This window comes from Peristeroidobacter soli (assembly GCF_004138485.1).
Taxonomy (GTDB): Bacteria; Pseudomonadota; Gammaproteobacteria; order Steroidobacterales; family Steroidobacteraceae; genus Steroidobacter; species Steroidobacter soli.
In genome coordinates, this window is record NZ_RYEV01000006.1 from 361,204 (window position 1) to 379,370 (window position 18,167).

An 18,167-nucleotide genomic window follows, 5' to 3' on the forward strand; every position below is an offset into this window, starting at 1 on the left:
CGTCCTTGGCAGGGGATTCGATGTCGAATACAAGCAAGTGGGTCTTGAGTCTGGTCGCGTGCCTGGCGATCACGTCCGCCTGGGGACAGGAAACCATCAAGGTCGAGCGCCAGGTGATGGTGCCGATGCGCGACGGCATTCGCTTATCGACCGATATCTATCGCCCGGCGCAACCGGGCCAGTATCCAGTCATTCTGATGCGCGATCCGTACGGCAGCGGCCCGGCCGGGCCGGCCGAGGCGAAGCAATGGGTTGAGCACGGCTATGTTTTCGTGCACCAGCAGGTGCGCGGCCGGGGCAATTCCGAAGGCGCGTTCTACCCCTACATCAACGAGATCAACGACGGCTTCGATACCCAGCAATGGCTCGGCGCTCAACCTTGGTCCAGCGGCAAGGTGGGCATGAAGGGCGGTTCATATCTCGCCTCGGCGCAGTGGCTGTCGGCCCATCTGCGCGCACCGGCGCTGGTGGCGATCGCGCCGACCGTCACGCCGTTCAACTATCACCAGGATGTGATGTACACGGGCGGCGCATTGTCGTTCGCATCGCGCATGGCATGGGGTTTCTCGATGGGCGGCGCGAATCCCGACGATGCAACCTGGGAGAAGATGCTCCGGCACTTGCCACTGAAGACCATGGACAAAACCTTCGGCTTCAACGTGCCGCACTGGCGCGACTGGCTGGCGCATCCGAACTACGACGCTTACTGGAAGATGTTCGATGTCGAATCGCGCATCTCGCAGATCGATGTTCCGTCACTCAACATCGGCGGCTGGTACGACACGTTTCTGCACGGCACGCTGACGAGCTACACCGGCATGCGCGACCGTGCATACAGCGAACAGTCACGTCGGGGCCAGAAATTGGTCATCGGTCCCTGGGAGCATTTCCGCCGCAGCGTCATTGGCGAGCTCGACTTCGGTGCGCAGGCCCGCATCGATTTCGAAGCTTTGCATCGCCGCTGGTTCGATCACTGGCTCAAGGGCGAGGACAATGGCTTCATGCAGGAAGCGCCGGTCCGCATCTTCGTGATGGGCGAGAATCGCTGGCGCGATGAGCAGGAGTGGCCGCTCGCTCGCGCGCAAGCTACGAAATACTACCTGGGAAGCGCCGGGCAGCTGAGCCCCCGCAAACCCGCGGCATCGAGCAAGCCCGACACCTATATTTACGACCCCGAAAATCCGGTCCCGACGCGCGGTGGCAGCCTGATGGCGCGCGGTTTGACCGCTGGGCCGCTGGAGCAGGGCGACTTGGGAAAGCGGGCGGACGTTCTGGTGTTCACCACGCCGAAACTCACCAAGGACACGGAAGTGACCGGTCCCATTACCGTGACGCTGTACGCCGCTTCATCGGCTCCGGACACCGATTTCACCGCGAAACTGATCGACGTGCACGCCGACGGCAAGGCGTACAACCTGGTGGACGGCATCATCCGCGCCCGCTATCGCCAGTCCTTCGAGAACCCGACCCTGATCGAGCCGGGCAAGGTGATCGAGTACACCATCGACCTGTGGGCCACCAGCAATGTGTTCAAGAAGGGGCACCGGATCCGGCTGGACCTCTCCAGCAGCAATTTCCCGCGTTTCGACCGCAATCCCAACACCGGCCACGCCTTCGGCGAAGACGCGGAATTGCGCAAAGCCACCCAAACCATTCACCATTCGGAGCAGTACCCCTCGCACATCACATTGCCACTGATCCCATGAAGACAGCCCTTTGCCTGTTGATGGTGTCCCTTGCTGCCCAGACCAGTGCCGCCTCGGCGCCGGCCGATAGCGCCCGCTGGGAAGCGCATGCCAAGCGAACCAGCATCGTTCGCGACAATTGGGGCATCGCTCACGTGCGCGGCAAGACGGACGCGGACGCCGTGTTCGGCATGATCTACGCCCAGGCCGAGGACGACTTCAATCGGGTCGAGACCAACTATCTGAACTCGATGGGGCGGCTGGCCGAGGCCGAGGGCGAGAGCGCGATCTACAAGGATTTGCGCATGAAGCTGTTCATCGACCCGGCCGATATGCAGGCTCGCTACGCCGCCAGCCCGAAGTGGCTGCAGGTGTTGATGACGGCCTGGGCCGATGGTCTGAACTACTACCTGCACACTCACAAAGACGTGAAGCCGCGGGTCATCGGCCATTTCGAGCCGTGGATGGCGCTCACGTTCAGTGAAGGCAGCATCGGTGGCGATATCGAGCGCGTGTCGTTGAGCCAGCTGGAGGCGTTCTATGGCAAGCGTCGGGTCGCGATGCTTGCTGATGAAGACCCGAGAGTGTTCCGCGAGCCGAGGGGTTCGAATGGCTTTGCCATCGCGCCGGCAATCACCGCCGATCGGCACGCGATGCTGTTGATCAATCCGCACACCTCGTTCTTTTTCCGCTCCGAGCTGCAGATGACCAGCGACGAGGGGCTGAACGCCTACGGTGCGGCGACCTGGGGGCAGTTCTTCATCTATCAGGGATTCAACGATCGCCTGGGCTGGATGCACACGTCGAGTGGCGTGGATGTGGTCGATGAGTTCCTCGAGACCGTCGACGATTCGAAGCGCTACAAGTACGGCAACGAGTGGCGTCCGCTGCAAGCCGTGAAGATCGAGGTGCCGTATCGGACCAGCGACGGCAAGCTCGCGACCCGATCGTTCACGGTCTACAAGACTCATCGCGGACCGATCGTGCGCGAGGTCGACGGCAAGTGGGTAAGCATCGCGCTGATGCATCGGCCGTCCGAAGCGCTCCAGCAATCGTTTCTGCGCACCAAGGCGCGCGATTACAAGTCGTATCTGAAGGTCACGGAACTGCAGGCCAACTCGTCGAACAACACCATTTACGCCGATGTCGACGGCAACATCGCGTATCTGCATCCGCAGTTCGTGCCGAAGCGCGACGATCGTTTCGATTACACCAAACCGGTCGATGGCAGCGATCCAGCCACCGATTGGCAGGGGCTGCACAAGCTCGATGACCTGCCGTCCGTGTTCAATCCGGGCAACGGCTGGATCATGAATACCAACAACTGGCCGTATTCGGCGGCGGCGGAGTACAGCCCCAAGCGCGAGAAGTTTGCCCGCTACATGGACAGCGTCGGCGAGAATCCGCGCGGCCTGCACGCGATCCGGGTGTTGGAGAACAAGAAAGACTTCACTCTCTCGTCGCTGCTGTCGGCGGCTTACGATCCTTACCTTACCGCGTTTTCACGGTTGATCCCGACGTTGGTGCGGGCCTACGATGGTTTGCCAGCCGATCAGCCTCTGCGCTCTGAGCTGAAAGAACAGATCGATCTGCTGCGTCAGTGGGACTATCTCTGGTCGGTGGATTCCAGCGCGACCTCGCTGGCCGTGTTCTGGGGCGAAACGCTGTGGAAAGAAGTTGCGGATAAAGCGCAGGATGCGGGCATTTCCATTTACGACTACATGGCCGAACGCGCGAGCTCCGAACAGAAATTGCAGGCATTGCTGAGCGCCTCCAAGCGCCTTGCCGGCGACTTTGGCAACTGGCGTACGCCGTGGGGTCAGATCAATCGTTTTCAGCGCCTCACGGGCGATATCGTGCAGCCCTTCAACGATGCAGCGCCGAGCGTTGCCGTTCCCTTCACTTCGGCGCAGTGGGGCTCGCTCGCTTCATTTGGCGCAAAACCGTATCCCGGCACCAAGCGCTATTACGGCACCAGCGGCAACAGCTTTGTCGCCGTGGTCGAATTCGGCGACAAAGTGCGTGCGCGTGCCATCTCCGCGGGCGGAGAGAGCGGCGATCCCAAATCTCCGCATTTCTACGATCAGGTGGATCGCTACAGCCGCGGCGATCTGCGCGACGTTTATTTCTATCCGTCGGACCTCCAGCCGCATATCAAGCGCACCTACCATCCCGGCAAGTAGACACACTCCTTGAACAGACTCTCTGCGACGGCGCACTCGACGCCGCCGGCGCTCGGATCGTCGATTAAACGTTTCAGGCATCCCATGCGTTACCTCAGCACTCGCGATCCGTCGCGTCATGTCTCTCTCAGTCAGGCGATTGCTCAGGGGATCTCGCCCGACGGCGGCTTGTTCGTGCCGGAGTCGTTGCCCAGCTTCACGCCGGAATCCTTCGAGGGTCTGACGGAGTTGCCGCAGATCGGCGCGCGGCTGATTGCGCCGTTTGCGGCGGGTGATGTTCTGGGCGAAGAGCTCGACGCGATCTGCCGCGAGGCGTTCACGTTTCCGGCGCCGCTGGTGTCCTTGCCGAAGGCCGCTCCCGGTACGCAGGTGCTGGAGTTGTTTCATGGTCCGACCTGCGCCTTCAAGGATTTCGGCGCGCGATTCCTCGCCGCCTGCATGGCGCGTATTCGACGGAAGGCTTCCCGAAAGCTGACGATTCTGGTGGCGACGTCGGGCGATACTGGCGGCGCGGTCGCGGCGGCATTTCACAACCGGCCTTGGGTCGACGTGGTCGTGCTCTATCCGAAAGGCCGCGTGTCCGAACGGCAGGCGCAGCAGTTGTCGTGCTGGGGCGGCAACGTGAGAACGTTCGCCGTGCACGGGATGTTCGATGACTGCCAGCGCATGGTGAAGGAGGCGTTCCTCGACGCCTCGCTGCGTGAGTCGCACGAGCTGTCGTCGGCGAATAGCATCAACGTCGGTCGGCTGTTGCCGCAGATGGTCTACTACGCGAAGTCATCGCTCGAGCATTGGCGTGCCACGAAGGCGCCCGCCAACTTCATCATCCCGACCGGCAACCTGGGCAACGCGATGGCCTGCGTGTGGGCCCGGCAGATGGGGTTGCCCATCGGCGAGATCGTGCTGGTGACCAATGAGAATCGCACCATCCCGGATTTTCTAGCGACGGGGGCGTGGCAACCGCAGCCGAGCAAGAGCACGCTGGCGTCGGCGATGGACGTGGGCAATCCGAGCAATATGGAACGTTTGCGTGCGCTGTACCCGGATATTGCCAATCTCAGATCGAACATCACGGCATACAGCGTCAGCGATCTCGCGATTCGAGCGACGGTACGCCGTGATTTCCTGGAGCTCGGCTACGTGTGGTGTCCTCACTCCGCAACGGCGGCGGAAGTGCATCGGCACCTGGTGTCGGCAGGCTCGACCAAACCGTGGATCATCGTCTCCACAGCGCATCCCGCGAAGTTCAATGACATCGTCGAGCCCATCATCGGCCAGCCGGTTCCCGTACCTCCGAGTCTCTCTGAATTGCTGGCACTGCCGCGGGTGGAGACCGACATCGAGCCGACGCTGAGTGCGTTACGGAGCTACCTGCAACAGCGCTAACGCTGGGTTGTGCCGGACAATCTATGAATTCGTCTCTGCTGGCCTCTTTAAAGATCGAGAGGTACCTGCAGAGGCGTTGAACCGATGGCACGACGATCGACCCCGATTTTCTGGCTGACGCTGGTCAGCTTCCTGGCATGCGCGCCGGCGGTTCGAGCCGACGACTCGAGCATCCTCGCTCTCGAACACGTCACTGTCGTCGACGTGCAGGCCGGCCGGTTGTTGCCCGATCAGACCGTGGTCTGGCAACGAAGCCGTATCATGGCCGCCGGGCCGAGCAAGGGAGTGGCCGTTCCCCCCGGGGCGCAGCGGGTCGATGGCAAGGGCCGTTTCGTGATGCCGGGGCTGTGGGACATGCATGTTCATGTCGGCACACCGGAAGCCGCCGCGGATGAATTGACGTTGCCGATGTTTATCGCGCATGGCGTAACGGCGGTGCGCGACATGTCCGATTACATCGCCGGTCCGGACTATCGCTACAGCGGAGCGATGACGACCAAGCGCTGGGATGCCGAGGCTCGTGCGGGGCTTCGCGTGGGGCCGCGCGTGGTCAGTACCGCCAGCCTGGTAGTGGACGGGCCGGGGCTGATTCGCCGCCGCCCGCAGTTACCGGCGTTTCTGGGGGCTGGCACTCCCGAAGAAGCGCGCGAACTGGTGCGCTATATCGTCGATCAAACAGCGGTCGATACCATCAAGGTCTATAGCGGCATTCCGCGTGCTTCATTCTTTGCGCTGATGGACGAAGCGCGCCTGCGTGGCATCACGGTGGTGGGGCACAAGCCGCTGGCAGTCGATTTCATCGAGGCTGTCAACGCCGGCCAGAGAAGCATCGAGCATGCTCGCGAGATTCTGTTGGACAGCTTTCCGGGAGCCGCGGAATTGCAACGCGACTTCGAAGCCCGGCAAGCGCCTGCGGGCGAGCGCGACCAGCCGCCGGCCATGCTGAAAAAAATAGTCCGCGAGCACGACCCGAAGATGTTGCAAGCCATCTTCGCGGCGCTGAAGGAGCACGACGCGTACTACGTGCCGACCCATCTCACTCGACGTTTCGATTGGCTCGCGGTCGCCGACGATCGGCGAATGCTGAACGACCCGCGTCTCCAGCTCATTCATCCTACTGCCGTGACTCGGGCAATGAAGGATGTGGAACAAACACGCGCCCGTGCTTCTGGCCCGGAGGATGCGGCAGCATATAAAGCGTTCTTCGACAAAGGCCTGGAGGTCACTCGACTCGCGTACCGAGCCGGCGTGAATGTCATGGCCGGCACCGATACCGGCGACAGCTTCTGTTTTCCCGGTTCGGCGCTGTTGGAAGAGTTGGAGTTGATGGCGAGCTCGGGGCTCTCGCCCGCGGAAGTGCTGCGTGCCGCGACCATCACACCCGCCCGCTACGCAAATCGCTCGAATGACTTCGGCGCCGTGGCGGCCGGTCGCGTCGCCGATCTGCTGGTGCTCGATGGCGATCCGCTCAGCGACATTCGCAACGTGCAGGCCACTCGCATGGTCGTGTTCAACGGACGTTTGTTCGACCGCGCCGCGCTGGATCGCATCCTCACCGACGTTGCCGCGAAGGCGCGCAGCCTGCGCAAAGGCGAGTAACCCCCAGGTTGCATCGCCGGCCGAGGCCGGCCGCCGGTGTTTATCAAGATACTCACACGCGAGTGAGTGAGTATTGACGGCAGCCCGGACCCGGGCGCATGATCCCCGCCACGCGCTGGCACCAAGACCGGCGTCCATTTGCAGGGGGGATCTATGACGTCTGGTCTGCTGGCGTCCGCCTCGGCGGTCGCGTTATTGGGGTTGCCGACTCTGACTGCGGCGCAGGCTTCGCCAGAGGGAGCCAATCAACTCGAGGAGATCATCGTCACGGCCACCCGCCGCAGCGAACGATTACAGGACGTGCCTCTGAGCATCACCGCGTTTTCGCAGGAAGATCTGACCAGCAAGGGCATCGTCGGTTATGAAGGGCTGGCCCGCGAGACGCCGGGTGTCGTGCTCAACAAGCCGACCGCCAACTTCAACAATTTCACCGCGCGCGGTATCGCCACCAACGGCTACGGCGCCAACTTGCAGAACACGGTGGCCATCTATATCGACGAGCTGCCGATCTCGACGATCGGCAACACCACCGTGTTGGATCCCAATCTGTTCGACGTCGAGCGCATCGAATTCCTGCGCGGCCCGCAGGGCACGCTGTTTGGTTCGGGTTCGTTGTCGGGCGCGTTGCGTATTCTGACCAAGAGCCCGGATTTGAATGCGTTCGACGCCGCGGGCATGGTCGATACCGGCGTGACCGATGGCGGCTCGCTGCGGCAACGTTATAACGCGATGCTCAACGTGCCCTTGGTCGACGACCAGCTTGGCTTGCGTGTCGTCGGTTTCTATCGGGACGAAGAGGGCTACGTCGACAACATCGGCACCGGCGTGAAGGACTCGAACACGCTGGTCGACTGGGGCGGTCGCGCCATTCTGTTGTGGAAGCCCACCGATGCATTGTCGGTGCGTTTGCTCGCCTCGTACGAAGACAGCAATCCGAAGGACTCGGCGCTCATCGATCCGACGCTGGGCAAGCGCAAGCGCAACTCGGATCGGCCGGACCTGTTCGTCGGCGAGCTCACCACGTTCAATGCCACCGTCGAATATCAGTTCGACGGTGCGCTGCTGACCAGCTCATCCACCTATTCGACGTTCGATCAGAAGTTCTTCGTCGATCTGGCGGGCACGTTCAATGGCGCGATTGCGTTCGGTCTGGACGCCTACGGCTATCAGGACACGTTCGTCGAGGAGTTGCGCGTCGCTTCCGATCCGGGCGGCAAGTTCGACTGGGTGATCGGCGGCTTCTTCCTCGACCGTCGCCACGACGTCGATTATTTCTATCGCTCGACGCCCGAGTTCCTGGCGGCGCGTGGCATCACCGGGCTGCCGGATGAGTATTACCAGCGGCAGTACAACCATACGATCTCTCACGAGATCGCCGGCTTCGGCGAGCTGACCTATCACATCAACGACAAGGTCTGGCTGACGTATGGTATGCGTTACGGCGGCGTGGACGCGCGCTCGTATGTCGAGGGCGGATATAACAGCGCCTATCTCACCTGGGCGTTGCTCGGGCTTTCGGGGCAGCTGCCGATGGTGCCGATCGCACCGGTCGAGGGGGTGAAGGCCGAAGGGCGGCGCCCGTCCTATAAAGTGAGTGCTTCGTTCCAGCCGGTGCCTTCGCTGACGACGTACGCCACCGTTTCGACCGGTTTCCGTTCGCCGGTGGTCAATGGGTTCGCGGGCCGGCCGAGCCTGGTCGATCCCACCGACCTGGTCATTCCCAACGGCGCCGACACCGACAAGATTCAGAACTACGAGATCGGTGCCAAGAGCAGCTGGCTCGATGGCCGGCTCACCACCAATCTCGCCGCGTACGTGATCGATTGGAGCGACATTCAAGTGCAGGCCAACCGGGTGTCGGACTCGGTGCAGTTCGCCACCAACATCGGCGAAGCGCGCAGCAAAGGCTTTGAGTTCGAGATCACGGCGCTGCCGATTCGGGATTTGCAGGTCGGGTTGAACGGTTCGTTCAACCAGGCGCACGTGACGAAGCTGACGGCGCAAGAGGCGGCGATCTCGGGCGCGGTGCCCGATGCAAGACTGGCGGCACCGAAGTTCCAGGGTGGCGCGTATGTGAACTACGGCTTCGATGTCACCACCGGAGCGCGCGGCTTTTTCTCGGCGGCTTTCCAGCACGTCGACTCGTTCCCAAGTTCGTTCCCGCGCGTGCCTGGACAGCCGAATCGAATGCTGGCCACTTATGGTTACACCGATAGCTACAACAACGTGAATCTCACGTTGGGTGCGATCATGGGCGGGCTGACCGTGACGACGTACGTCGAGAATCTGTTGAACGACGACTCCGTCACCTACATCCATCCCGAAGCGTTCCTCGCGAACCGCTTCGGCACCATGCGACCGCGCACGGTGGGGCTGCGTATCAATTACGACCTCTAGGAGATACGCGTTGTCGACCGCCGCTGCGGCGCGGCCCGACGCACGAGCCTGGTTCGTGCTCGGCATGCTGTGCTTCGTCTATGTGCTGAACTTCCTGGATCGGCAGTTGTTGTCGATCCTGGCCAAGCCCATCCAGGATGACCTGGGCGTCACCGACGGCCAGCTCGGGCGCATCAGCGGTCTGTATTTCGCGCTGTTCTATTGCCTGATCTCGATTCCGGTCGGCTGGCTGGCCGACCGGACCAATCGTGTGCGCGTGCTGTCACTCGCATGCGCGCTGTGGAGTGCGGCGACAGTGGCTTGCGGATTTTCCTCGACCTATCCGCAACTCGTCGCCGCTCGCATGGCGGTCGGGGTGGGCGAGGCCGGCGGGGTGCCGCCGTCGTACGCAATCATTTCCGATTACTTCGGTCCGGGCACGCGGGGCACCGCGTTCGGTCTGTTCAATCTCGGGCCGCCGTTGGGACAGGCGTTGGGGGTGGCATTCGGCGCGTCGATCGCAGCGGCCTACAGTTGGCGAAGTGCGTTCGTGGTACTTGGAGCGGTGGGTATCGTTACTGCGTTGGCCGTTTACTCGTTCGTTCGAGAGCCGGCGCGCGGACGGCTCGATGTCAAACCGACCGCCGTGCCCGCGACGGCTGACACTGAAAAAGCAGGCTTTCGAGAAACCATCGCGATGTTCTTCTCGCGGCCGGTGCTGGTGACCGTGGCGCTGGCCAGCGGCGCCACGCAGTTCGTCACTTATGCCTCGCTGAACTTCACGACGCTGTTTCTGATGCGAGAGAAGGGCATGACGCTGAATGAAGTCGCGGTCTATTACGCGTTGCTCATCGGTATCGGCATCAGTGCCGGCATGTATGCATCCGGTCGCCTCATCGACAAGTTCGCGCCACGGGGCAAGCAGGCTTATGCGATGGTGCCGGCGGTCGGGCTGGCGCTGGCGATTCCATTTTTCATCGGCTTCGTGTGGGCGCCGAGCTGGCCGCTGGCGTTGCTGTTTCTGGTCGGGCCGACCTTTTTCAATTACTTCTATCTGTCGCCGGCCGTCGCGCTCGTGCAAGAGGAAGTGCGGCCTCAGGAGCGCGTGCTGGCCGGCGCGTTGCTGTTGCTGGTCATGAATCTCATCGGGTTGGGTCTGGGCCCGACGTATCTGGGCGCGGTCAGCGACCTGTTGCGCGAGAGTCATCCGAACAACTCATTGCAGATTGCGTTCTACACCCTCGTGCCGTTCTATGCGCTGGCCGTGGTCATGTTTCTCTGCCTGGCCAGGAAGTTGAAGCGCGAATCGGCCTTGACCGGAACGAGCGCGCTCGAGGGAGTGTCGCGGCAGATTGGAGAACTATCGTGATGTCATTTCGGTTGCGTGTCCTGGCGTGGAGTGTTGCGACCTTGTTTGCTCTGCCCGCGGCGGCCGATCAAGATCCCGTCGTTCGTACGCCCGCCGGAACAGCGCGAGGTAGCGCCGACGGCTCGGTAAACGTGTTCAAGGGGCTGCCGTATGCACTGCCCCCTGTCGGCGAAGCGCGCTGGAAACCGCCTGTCGAGATGCCGGCATGGAGTGGCGTGCGAGATGCCACGAAGTTTGGGCCGGCGTGCATGCAGCCCAAGGCCCGAAACGGCAGCATCTATGCCTGGGACCTTGGCGCGATCAGCGAAGACTGCCTGTTCCTCAACGTCTGGGCGAAGCGGGGCGCCAGCAAAGCACCGGTGATGGTGTGGATTCATGGCGGCGCGCTGACGACCGGTTCCGGCAGCGAGCCGCTATACGACGGCAAGAAGCTTGCGGAGCGTGGCGTGGTGGTCGTGTCGATCAACTATCGCCTGGGCGTGTTCGGCTATCTCGCGCATCCGCAATTGAGCGCCGAGTCGAGCGCGAACCTGTCTGGAAATTACGGCCTGCTCGACCAGATCGAGGCGCTGCGCTGGGTGAAGAAGAACATCGCTGCGTTCGGCGGTGATCCGTCGAATGTGACTATTGCAGGCGAGTCCGCCGGCGGGCTCAGCGTGATGTACTTGATGACATCGCCGCCGGCGCGCGGGTTGTTTCACAAAGCCATCGCGCAAAGCGCGTACATGATCTCGACGCCGGAGTTGAAGCAGGCGCGCTTCGGTGAGTTTCCAGCCGAGGCGATCGGCGCCCGGATCGTGGAGGGAACTGGCGCGAAAGATATGGCGGCCTTGCGCGCCATCGAGCCGGAGAAGTTGATGGAGGTTGCTGCGCGGATGGGTTACTTCCCGCTCGGCACGGTTGACGGTCACGTCCTGCCACGCCAGCTGGTCGATGTGTTCGATCGTGGTGAACAGGCGCCGGTCCCCATCCTCGCGGGCTTCAACAGCGGTGAGATCCGCTCGCTGCGGTTCCTTGCTCCGCCGGTGCCGAAGAATGGCAAGGCTTACCAACTCACGATCCGCGATCGCTATGCCGATCTGGCCGATGAATTCCTGCGCCTATATCCGAGCACCAAGCTCGAGGAGACGTTGCTCGCGACGACTCGCGATGCTTTGTATGGCTGGACCGCCGAGCGGCTGGTGAGAAAGCAAACCGAGTTGGGTCAGTCGGGCTTTCTGTATCTGTTCGATCACGGCTACCCGGCGGCGGAAAAAGCGGGCCTGCATGCATTTCATGCGTCCGAGTTGCCGTATGTGTTCGGCACGGCGGCCCGAACGCCGCCACTGTGGCCGAAGGTGCCGGAGACGCCGGAAGAGACGAAGTTGTCCGACGCGATGCTCGACTACTGGTCCAGCTTCATTCGCTCCACCGAGCCGGGCGCGGCCGGACAGCCGGGCTGGCCGGCTTACGGTTCAACTCGCGCCTATCTGACTTTTGCCGGCGAACCCAAAGCGGCGACGCATCTCATGCCGGGAATGTATGAATTGAACGAGGCGGTCGTGTGCCGGCGTCGAGCCAGCGGCGCGCAGTCGTGGAATTGGAATGTCGGGATCCTGTCGCCGCAACTGCCGCCGCCCGTGGAGCAGTGTCGATGATCGAAGGGTCCATGCAAGAGTTTCCGCTGACTCTGGACAAGTTTCTCGATCACGCCGCCAAGTGGCACCCGCGAGCGCAAGTGGTTACGGGCCGCGATGATGGCCACACCGATCGCGCGAGCTACGCGGAGTTGCGAGCGCGAAGCCAGCGCGTCTCGGCGATGCTCAGAGATTTCGGCATCGGTTTTGGCGATCGCGTGGCGACGCTGGCGTGGAATACGCAGGCGCACGTCGAGAGCTGGTACGGGACCATGGGCATGGGCGCGGTCTGCCACACGCTCAATCCCCGGCTGACAGCGGCTCAACTGGCGACGATGCTCGCGCAGTCGGCGTGTCGAGTGATGATCGTGAGCGCGGATCTGGCGCCGCTTGCACAGCAGATCATTGAACGTACGTCGACGGTTGCAAACGTCGTCATCATCGACGGGCCGGTGTCCGCGTGGCGTGGAGAGCGCTATGGGCCGGCGGTGATGTCGCTGGAAGAGGCCACTAGCGCCTATCGCGAGCCGGTCTCCCGCGGAACTTCCGGAGCCACGCTCGATGGCTCGCGCAGTCTTCCGGTGGAGTGGGGCAATTTTGATGAGCGATCCGCCTCGGGATTGTGTTTCACCTCCGGAACCACAGGCGCTCCCAAAGGAGTTACCTACACGCACCGCTCCAGCTTCCTTCATACATTGCGTCTGCTTCAGGCGGACGTGTTGGGAGTTACCGCTGCCGACAACGTACTCACCGTCGTGCCGATGTTTCATGCCGGCGCTTGGGGCTTGCCGTTCGCAGTGCCGGCGGCTGGCGCGAAGCTGGTTTTACCGGGCCGTCATGCCGACGGCGCGAGTCTGGCGCGTTTGATTGCAACGGAAGGTGTGACGATTGCGGTGGGGGTGCCGACGGTCTGGCTGGGGCTGGTGGAGCATCTCGAAGCGACGGGCGGCGAGCTGCCGACGCTGCAACGTATCCTGGTCGGTGGCGCTCCGTTGCCGCCCGCGTTGATGGAACGGATCGAGCGGCGCCTCGGTGTTTCTTTGCAGACCAGCTGGGGCATGACCGAGCTGTCGCCATCCGGCACGATGTCGGCGCCGAACGATCCCAAGCGCTCGGCCGCTGTTTCCGGCCGCCCCGCGATTGGCGTGGATCTGCTGCTGACCGATGCCGATGGCCGACCGCTCCCGGATCAACGCGGCATCGAAGGACATTTGCGTGTGCGCGGCGCGAGCGTGATCGACCGTTATTTCGGAGATGAACGGCCCGCGACCGATGCCGATGGCTGGTTCAACACGGGCGACCTGGCGCGTATCGACGGGGACGGACAGCTGATCATCACCGGCCGCGCCAAGGATCTGATCAAGTCGGGCGGCGAGTGGATCAATCCTGCAGAGATCGAGGCCATCATCGGCCGCCTGCCCGAAGTCGCGCTGGCCGCCGTGATCGGTCGCACTGATCCGAAATGGGGCGAGCGCCCGGTGCTGCTGGTGGAGCTGCGTGACCATCGGGCAATTACCGATGAGGCTCTGCTCGCGGCACTGCGTGGCCAGGTGGCGCCGTGGTGGATTCCCGACGCCGTGCTCCGCCTGTCTCGCATGCCGCTTGCGTCGACTGGGAAGATCGACAAGATGCGCCTCAGATTAGAATACGGCGGTGGCTGAGGCGCGGCGCGTCCCGGCCGTGCCGTAGACGATGGAGGCCGACTGAAGTGTCCGTAAATGTGCCCGTGAAAAAAGCGAAGGTCGCGCGCAAGCAGGCCAGCACGCCGAAGCCGTCCGGCGCTAAGACCGCCAAGGCTCGCGGCAAGCGCCCGACCAAGGCGGAACAGCGCGCCGAGATGATGGAACAGATCCTGGACGTGTCGGAGGACCTGTTCTCCAGACACGGCCTGTACGGGGTCACGTTGAAGGACGTGGCCAAACAGATCGGTGTGCATCACACGCTCATGAATTATTACTTCCGCGACAAGAAGAAGCTGTTCGATGCAGTATTCGGACGCCGCGCCGTGGTCACGAGCACGCGACGAATGGATGCCCTGGACCGGTACGAGGCGGAAACCAAGGGCAAGCCGACGGTGGAAGGGGCGCTGCATGCGTTCCTGGACACCGACCTGGATCTTTATATCCAGGGTGGCAAGCGCTGGAAGAACTACGGCCGGCTCGGCGCGCAGGTCGCGAATACCCCGGAGTGGGGCGCCGAGTTGATGGACAAGCATTTCGACCCGGTGGTGCTGAAGCTGATCGGGCTGCTGAAGCGGGCGCTGCCCCATTGTCACGACGAAGACATCTTTTGGGGATACCACTTCGTGACTGGCGCGTTGTTGCTGACGCTGGCGCGCACCGGGCGTATCGACAAGCTGTCCGGCGGCCTGTGTCAGTCGGAAGATTTCGAGGCCGTGAAGAAACGCATGGCCAGGTTCATGGCCGGCGGTTTCCTGGCCGTGTGTGGCAAGTGAAGTGAAGGGGAGCTGAGATGAGATTGGAATCGCGCGTCGCGATCGTTACTGGAGCGGGCGGTGGACTGGGTCGCGCGCATGCGCTGTTGCTGGCCCGGTACGGTGCCAAAGTCGTCGTGAACGACATGGACCAGGCGGCTGCTGCGCGCGTCGCCGATGAAATCGTTGCAGCCGGCGGCGAGGCGATTCCGGTAGCCGCGTCGGTGACCGATGAGGCGGCGGTCGCGACCATGATCGGCGGGGTCATGTCGAACTGGGGGCGCGTCGATATTCTGATCAACAACGCCGGCATCCTGCGTGACAAGACCTTCACCAAGATGAGCCTCGCGGACTTCCGCCTGGTGATCGACGTGCATTTGATGGGCTCGGTGATTTGCACCAAGGCGGTGTGGGACATCATGCGCCAGCAACAGTACGGCCGCGTGGTGATGACCACGTCTTCCTCCGGGCTCTATGGAAATTTCGGCCAGTCCAACTATGGTGCGGCGAAAATGGCGCTGGTTGGCCTGATGCAGACGTTGGGTCTGGAAGGCGAGAAACATAACATCCGCGTGAACTGCCTGGCGCCCACGGCTGCCACGCAGATGACTCATGGTGTGCTCGCGGAAGAAGCTCTGCAGCGGCTCGAACCCAAGCTGGTGAGCCCTGGGTTGCTCGCGTTGGTGGGAGAGCAGGCACCGAATCGCGCGATCCTGTGTGCCGGTGCTGGTCATTTCGCACAGGCGCATATCACCCTTACACAGGGTGTTCAGGTGGGCAGTGATGCGAACGCTGGCGAGCGCGTGATCGCGCAGTGGGAACAGGTTGGCGACCGCGCCAACGAGCTGGTCCCGACGTATGGTTTCAAGCAGGCGGAACGCGAACTGGCGGCTGCGGGCTACGCTGCCGGAGCGATTGCGGAGAAATAGTTTCTGCACGCGTGATCGACAAAAAAAAAGAAAACCCCGCACGGCCAACGGCTCGTGCGGGGTTTCACATCACACTTGTCTTTGTTACTTCAGTCCCACCAGTTCCAGCGCTTGCGATCCCAGAACCATTCCTTGGGACGGTGACCGCGGCGTGCCGGTTTGACTTCGACTTCCATGATGGAGCCGTCACGGCTGATCGATTTCACCTCGATCAGGGTTTCGGTGTTGGGGTTCTTCACGCCGGCAGCCGGGGTTTCCGCGCGCCAGTACTGCACCCGATCGTCGAACACCGGGGCGCCTTTCTGTGACGCATACTCATAATCCACGCCCAGACGGCGCAGCTTCAGCCGGTCGGTCCGCTCCAGACCGAACGGCGAGTCGAAGCTTTGATAGCGCGAGCTCCAGGCCACGCCGCCTTCGCGGGTCAGCGGCGTGGGATGCGCGTCGATGGGCAGGATCAATCCCAGGCCGGGATGGGCGCTGGTGTTGTTGTCGCCGAGGCGCGTGTCCCAATAGGAAATGAGCAAGCCTTCCTGATACGGGAAGTGAGTCACCCAGTCCTGCAAGGCGGGCGAGTTGAGATCGCCGAACACATACGGGCCGGTGCGCAGGCTCTTGTCGTAGCCTTTGTATTGCCGGAACTCGGCGACGTAGGCGTTGAAGAAGCTGCCCAGGTCACCCTGCACGGCGCGGAAGCCGCCGCTGGGCGGGCTGTACACCCAAGGCACGGTCACTTCGGCGCCGTCCGTTTGCTGGCCGGTGATCTGAATGTCATCGACCATCAGGCCCAGGCCGTTGGTGAAACCGTCGGTCCAGTAACGGAAGCCGATCTGCACCGTCTGGCCCGCGAACTCGGACAGGTTGGCGGTGATCGGCACCCACTCGAACGCGGTGCTGCCGGTGATGCCGTTGCCGAAGTTCTGTTCGTTCGGATCGGTGGTGGTGGACAGGCTGGTCGGTACCAGATGAGTGGTGCCGCCGGCGACGACCACCAGATAGGCATAGTCCCAATCCTGTTCGATATCGAACTGAACCTGCGCGCTGAACGAGGCCGTGCCGGCCGGCAAGGTCACCGTTCGTAACATCGTGGTGTCGAGTAATGCGCCGCTGCCGCTGTAATAGAAGGCGTTGCCGGCATATGCGCCCAGAACGTTGTCGGGCAGTACCGTAACCAGCGCCTGCGCCTGTCGGGTGTTGTAAGTTGCCGGCCCGAGCTTGTGCTCCGACTTCTTGCCCGCGTGCGCCACTTCATATTTCAGCCAGCCGAGCTGCAGTTTTTCCCACGCGCCCATGTGCACTGGTTTGCTGCCGATATCGGTCTTGCCGTCGTTGCCGTAGGACCCTGAGGACATCAGGGTCCAGAAGCCGGTCGAATTGTCGCCGCCGTTGGTGTCGTACAGGTCGGGCAGGTCGAGGTCGTGACCGAACTCGTGCGAGAACACGCCGACGCCGCCGTTCTCCGGCTCGACCGTGTAATCGCCGACCCAGTAGTTGCTCTCGCCGATGCGTACGCCGCCCTGCCGGTTGTTGGTCGGGCCGACCAGGCCAGCCATGTTGTAGTACGCGAACCAGCGATGACTCCAGATCGCCGCGCCGCCCTGGGCGCCGCCGCCGACTTCCTCGCCCATGCCGGCATGCACCGCCTGGAAATGATCGATGTAACCATCCGGCTCGTCGAAGTTGCCGTCGCCGTCATAGTCGTTTCGATCCCACACATCGAACTTCGCCAGCTCCGCATTGATCTGCGCCTGGGTCTTGCCCGCTGCGATCTGTGCGTTGTACCAACCATTCAACGCGTCGCGCAGAAACAACCAGACGCCGGCGCACGGATAGGCGCCGGGCAGGCCGGGGAAGGTGCAGTTGTAAGTTACGTCGTCGTCGTAACGGTTGGCGTTATAAGGCACTTGCACCCAATCGGTGACCGCGCCGTCGACCGTGTAACGGTTCGAGGAAAGCTCGATATAAAAATTACGCATCGAGATCGCGCCGGGCTTTTCCGAGAACAACAATTGTTCGAAATAGGTGCGCGAGAAATCCGGCGCCCAGATGGTGCTGTTGTCCACGGTGCGGTCCGGTTCAGGAATCTGGTTGTGCAACGGTCCGGGCAGACCGCCGAGCGCGGGATGAATCTGGGTGCCGAATTCACCCAGCACGGTGAAGATCAGGTCCTCGCTCTCGCGTTCCAATTCAATATATTTTCCCTGGTACTTGCCGCGCCCGATCCGGTGCACCTTGCGGCCGCCCTGACCGAAGCTTTGTCCTGTCAGTTGGTTCGACACCTGGCCGGTGGCTTCGGCCCGCACTTTTTCTTCCAGGCCTTGCTTGCGCATTTCCCGGCGCCGTTCACCGGCCGGATGCGGCACGTCGTCGGCACTGGCGCGCCCTTTGATTGCAAAGCCCGGCGGTGGCTTATCGCCTGGCGCGCTCAGGACGCGTTCCTGCGCCAGTGCCGCCGTGGTGGTCAAGCCGATGCAAAGTGAAAAGAAAGGAATCAGCCAGCGACGCGGCTGGCGCGACGGTTCACACATACGTTTCCCTGCCTCTCTTGTTGTTGGGCTCGTGGGCCCGTGCTGTGGCCCAACTGTGATCC

11 protein-coding genes are annotated in these 18,167 nt (G+C 62.5%); 10 read left to right on the forward strand and 1 reads right to left on the reverse strand.

Features of this window, described 5'->3' with window-relative positions; translation table 11 throughout:
- The first annotated feature begins 20 nt into the window (after positions 1 to 20).
- The 10 genes from EKO19_RS28055 (at position 21) to EKO19_RS28100 (ending at position 15,577) form a co-directional block, all read left to right on the forward strand.
- Positions 21 to 1,706: a CocE/NonD family hydrolase gene (locus EKO19_RS28055; protein ID WP_157995472.1), complete on the forward strand. Its 1,686-nt coding sequence runs from the start codon at positions 21 to 23 to the stop codon at positions 1,704 to 1,706.
- Positions 1,703 to 3,868 (forward strand): penicillin acylase family protein, encoded by a 2,166-nt coding sequence (locus tag EKO19_RS28060; protein ID WP_129780698.1) that lies wholly within the window; start codon positions 1,703 to 1,705, stop codon positions 3,866 to 3,868. Before EKO19_RS28055 ends, EKO19_RS28060 begins: the two co-directional genes overlap by 4 nt.
- An 84-nt stretch (positions 3,869 to 3,952) precedes the next feature.
- A complete protein-coding gene (thrC, locus tag EKO19_RS28065) occupies positions 3,953 to 5,254 on the forward strand; it encodes a threonine synthase (RefSeq protein ID WP_129780972.1) in 1,302 nt (433 codons plus the stop codon).
- 84 nt (positions 5,255 to 5,338) lie between these two features.
- Positions 5,339 to 6,853, forward strand: a complete 1,515-nt coding sequence (locus EKO19_RS28070; RefSeq protein WP_129780699.1) for an amidohydrolase family protein — start codon at positions 5,339 to 5,341, stop codon at positions 6,851 to 6,853.
- 153 nt (positions 6,854 to 7,006) lie between these two features.
- A complete protein-coding gene (locus tag EKO19_RS28075) occupies positions 7,007 to 9,250 on the forward strand; it encodes a TonB-dependent receptor (protein ID WP_129780700.1) in 2,244 nt (747 codons plus the stop codon).
- Positions 9,251 to 9,314: 64 nt separating this feature from the next.
- Positions 9,315 to 10,598: a spinster family MFS transporter gene (locus EKO19_RS28080; RefSeq protein ID WP_129780973.1), complete on the forward strand. Its 1,284-nt coding sequence runs from the start codon at positions 9,315 to 9,317 to the stop codon at positions 10,596 to 10,598.
- Entirely contained in the window at positions 10,598 to 12,235 is a 1,638-nt protein-coding gene (locus EKO19_RS28085; protein ID WP_129780974.1) for a carboxylesterase/lipase family protein, read from the forward strand. The genes EKO19_RS28080 and EKO19_RS28085 overlap by 1 nt, the downstream gene beginning before the upstream one ends.
- Positions 12,232 to 13,875 carry an AMP-binding protein gene (locus EKO19_RS28090; RefSeq protein WP_129780701.1) on the forward strand — a complete coding sequence of 548 codons (1,644 nt, stop codon included), beginning with the start codon at positions 12,232 to 12,234 and terminating at the stop codon, positions 13,873 to 13,875. The genes EKO19_RS28085 and EKO19_RS28090 overlap by 4 nt, the downstream gene beginning before the upstream one ends.
- Positions 13,876 to 14,054: 179 nt before the next feature.
- On the forward strand, positions 14,055 to 14,669 hold the full coding sequence (locus EKO19_RS28095; RefSeq protein ID WP_129780975.1) for a TetR/AcrR family transcriptional regulator: 615 nt from the start codon (positions 14,055 to 14,057) through the stop codon (positions 14,667 to 14,669).
- A 17-nt stretch (positions 14,670 to 14,686) separates the two neighbouring features.
- Entirely contained in the window at positions 14,687 to 15,577 is an 891-nt protein-coding gene (locus EKO19_RS28100; RefSeq protein ID WP_129780702.1) for an SDR family NAD(P)-dependent oxidoreductase, read from the forward strand.
- 89 nt (positions 15,578 to 15,666) lie between these two features.
- Here EKO19_RS28100 and EKO19_RS28105 read toward each other — a convergent pair whose 3' ends face one another.
- On the reverse strand, positions 15,667 to 18,105 hold the full coding sequence (locus EKO19_RS28105; protein WP_129780703.1) for an immune inhibitor A domain-containing protein: 2,439 nt from the start codon (positions 18,103 to 18,105) through the stop codon (positions 15,667 to 15,669).
- Between the last annotated feature and the right edge of the window lie 62 nt (positions 18,106 to 18,167).